Source organism: Mitsuaria sp. TWR114 (assembly GCF_007997345.1).
In genome coordinates, this window is record NZ_VOSR01000210.1 from 1 (window position 1) to 3,154 (window position 3,154).

5 protein-coding genes are annotated in these 3,154 nt (G+C 69.0%); 1 reads left to right on the plus strand and 4 read right to left on the minus strand.

Features of this window, described 5'->3' with window-relative positions; genetic code table 11:
* From FUT87_RS31655 to FUT87_RS31660, 4 genes are all read right to left on the minus strand, one after another.
* Nucleotides 1–77, minus strand: a 77-nt coding sequence (locus FUT87_RS31655; RefSeq protein WP_404935381.1) for a hypothetical protein, incomplete at its 3' end; no start/stop codon positions are given.
* Nucleotides 65–403 (minus strand): winged helix-turn-helix transcriptional regulator, encoded by a 339-nt coding sequence (locus tag FUT87_RS09645; protein WP_310735152.1) that lies wholly within the window; start codon nucleotides 401–403, stop codon nucleotides 65–67. The genes FUT87_RS31655 and FUT87_RS09645, both read right to left, overlap by 13 nt.
* Before the next feature lie 208 nt (nucleotides 404–611).
* A complete protein-coding gene (locus FUT87_RS09650) occupies nucleotides 612–2,132 on the minus strand; it encodes an aldehyde dehydrogenase family protein (protein WP_091728193.1) in 1,521 nt (506 codons plus the stop codon).
* A 214-nt stretch (nucleotides 2,133–2,346) separates the two neighbouring features.
* A complete protein-coding gene (locus FUT87_RS31660; RefSeq protein WP_404935380.1) occupies nucleotides 2,347–2,898 on the minus strand; it encodes a hypothetical protein in 552 nt (183 codons plus the stop codon).
* 71 nt (nucleotides 2,899–2,969) lie between these two features.
* Between FUT87_RS31660 and FUT87_RS31665 the strand changes: the two genes are divergently transcribed.
* On the plus strand, nucleotides 2,970–3,154 hold a 185-nt coding region (locus FUT87_RS31665), incomplete at its 3' end, for a hypothetical protein (RefSeq protein WP_404935382.1).

A 3,154-nucleotide genomic window follows, 5' to 3' on the forward strand; every position in this document is an offset into this window, starting at 1 on the left:
TCGACGCCCAGCGCCTGCAGCTGCGCCAGCAAGGACTGCCCCGCGGCGTCGCGGCCGACGGCGGTCAGCAGATGCACCGGCAGGCCCAGGCGCGCGAGGTTCTCGGCAATGTTGCGGGCGACGCGCCGGCGGTTTCATGCTGGGTCGCGGGATTGGAGCTGCCCATGCGCAGCGGACCAAGGCCACGCAGCTTGCGGTCGAGGTTGGTGCCGCCTATGCAGACGATGGGCTGGCGCTGCGGCAGCACATAAGCGCGCCCGAGGATGCGGCCCTCCTTCGTCAGCTGAGCGAGATGGCCGGCAACGGCCGAGCGCGACAGGCCGAGCTGGTCGGCCAGTTCCTGCTGGCTGATGAAGGGGTTGGATTCGACCAGGGCGAGCAACTGGTCTTTGGATGAAGACATCGGTGCATTCTAGACAAATGTCTTTGTAAGAGACAAATGTCCAATCCGGTCGTGCGGTCAAGGCGCTTCCACTCGTCCTGACCTTCCATGCCCAGCGCTGCTGCCCATCGAGCCGCCCCCTCACCCCCACCTCCCCCTGCGGGGGCGAGGGAGTAAGTAATAGGCCCGCTCCCGCTTGCGGGAGAGGGAGGGGTGAGGGCCAGCGGCCTCAGAAGAACCCGAGCTTCTGCTGCGAGTAGCTCACCAGCAGGTTCTTGGTCTGCTGGTAATGGTCCAGCATCATCTTGTGGGTTTCGCGCCCGATGCCCGATTCCTTGTAGCCGCCGAAGGTCGCATGCGCCGGATACGCGTGATAGCAGTTGGTCCACACGCGCCCGGCCTTGATGCCCTTGCCCATCCGGAAGGCGGTGTTGATGTCGCGCGACCACACCCCCGCGCCCAGCCCATAGGGCGTGTCGTTGGCGATGCGCAGCGCCTCCTCCTCGGTCTTGAAGGTGGTGACGGCCAGCACCGGGCCGAAGATTTCCTCGCGGAAGATCCGCATGTCGTTGGTGCCCTTGAACAGCGTCGGCTGGATGTAATACCCGCCCGCCAGGTCCCCACCGAGCTGCGCGCGTCCGCCGCCAATGAGGCACTGCGCGCCTTCCTGCTTGCCGATCTCGAGATAGGACAGGATCTTGTCGAGCTGCATCGACGAGGCCTGCGCGCCCATCATCGTGTCGGTGTCCAGCGGGTTGCCCTGCTTGATCGCCTTCACGCGGTCGATCGCGCGGGCGATGAAGCGGTCGTAGATCGATTCATGGATCAGCGCGCGCGACGGGCAGGTGCAGACCTCGCCCTGGTTGAACGCGAACAGCACCAGGCCTTCGATCGCCTTGTCGAAGAGGTCGTCGTCCTGGGCGGCGATGTCGGGGAAGAAGACATTGGGGCTCTTGCCGCCGAGCTCGAGCGTCGCGGGGATCAGGTTGGTCGCGGCCGCCTGCGCGATGACGCGGCCGGTCGCCGTCGAGCCGGTGAACGCCACCTTGGCGATGCGCTTGCTCTGCGCCAGCGGCATGCCCGCTTCCTTGCCGTAGCCGTTGACGATGTTGAGCACGCCCGGCGGCAGCAGGTCGGCGATCAGCTCGGTAAGCACCAGGATGCTCACCGGCGTCGACTCCGCCGGCTTGAGCACCACGGCATTGCCCGCGCCCAGCGCCGGCGCCAGCTTCCACGCCGCCATCAGGATCGGGAAGTTCCACGGAATGATCTGGCCCACGACGCCCAGCGGCTCGTGGAAGTGGTACGCGACGGTGTTCGCGTCAATCTCGCTGAGCGCGCCCTCCTGCGCCCGCAGGCAACCGGCGAAGTAGCGGAAGTGGTCGACCGCCAGCGGCAGGTCGGCATTGAGCGTTTCCCGCATCGGCTTGCCGTTGTCGATGGTCTCGGCGTAGGCGAGCCGCTCCAGGTTCTGCTCGATGCGGTCGGCGATGCGCAGCAGCACGTTGGCGCGTTCGGCCGCCGGGGTCGCGCCCCAGCGCTCGGCGGCGGCATGCGCCGCGTCCAGCGCCAGTTCGATGTCCGCGGCATTCGAGCGCGCCGCCTGCGTGTAGACCTGCCCGGTGATGGGCGTGATGACGTCGAAGTACTGGCCGTCCCGCGGCGCGGTCCATTGGCCGCCGATGAAGTTGTCGTAGCGGGGCTTGAACTGCAGCGGGGCGCCGGCGGCGTTGGGCTTGGCGTAGATCATGGCTTGTCTCCGTGGTTGATGAGGCGTCGAACGCCCGCCACCGCTTTGCATGGGCCGTGCCAGCGGCCGCTTCGCGCCGAAGACCCTGCTCGGCGGCGGAAAGCCGCTTCTCTTTTCGACAGGCTTTGGTCAGGATCGGTCCACAGACTGGTCCCGGCATCGCCGCGATGGCGCAGGTGTTCCGGAATGGCGCAACGCGGATGCGGATTCCGGCTCAAACCCGCGATCGCGTCGATGGCGAGCACCGGACGGACCGTCGAGGCCGAGGGCGCCGACGCAAGGAGACGACAGGATGGTGAAAACCCCGAGCGGCGCCGCGCTGGCGCCGAGGCTGCTGCGCGCCGCGCGGCGCGAGCTGCTGGACACCGGTCGGCTCAGCGTCGAGGCGCTGGACGAAGGCCTGAGCCGGCAGCTGGCTGCGCAGCGTGATTTCGGCCTGGACCCGGTCGGCCGTCCGCCGGGCGCGCCGCATGCGTCTGGCGCCCAGCTCCGGCGTGCGCTGGAGCGGCAGCACGAGCTGGTTGCCCACGCGCGGCCGGTGATGGAAGACCTCTTCGAGCAGACGCGCGACAGCGACGGCCTGGTCATCCTGGCCGACGCGCAAGGCCTGCTGCTGGGCGCGCTGGGGGATGGCCGCTTCGTCGACCGGGCGCAGCGGGTGGCGCTGCGGCCCGGCGCGATCTGGGACGAGCGCTGGCGCGGCACGAACGCGATCGGCACGGCGCTGGCGGAGCAGCGGCCGGTGGCGGTGCTCGGCGGCGAGCACTTCCTTGAGCGCAATGCGTTCCTCAGCTGCACGCGGCGCCGATCCGCGATCCGCAGGGGCGCGTGCTGGGCGTGCTGGACATCTCCGGCGAGCAGCGCGGCTTCCAGCGGCACACGCTGGCGCTGGTGCGCTCGGCGGCGCGGATGGTGGAGCACCGGCTGTTCCAGACGCGGCATGCCGACGGCCTGCGCCTGCAGCTCCACCTGCAGCCCGAGGGCCTGGGCACGCCGACCGAAGGGCTGCTGGCGCTCAGCGA

Excerpts from the sequence above, each read along its gene's own strand:
- FUT87_RS09645 (WP_310735152.1), bottom strand. The coding sequence starts at position 403 with ATGTCTTCATCCAAAGACCAGTTGCTCGCCCTGGTCGAATCCAACCCC.
- FUT87_RS09650 (WP_091728193.1), bottom strand. The coding sequence starts at position 2,132 with ATGATCTACGCCAAGCCCAACGCCGCCGGCGCCCCGCTGCAGTTCAAG.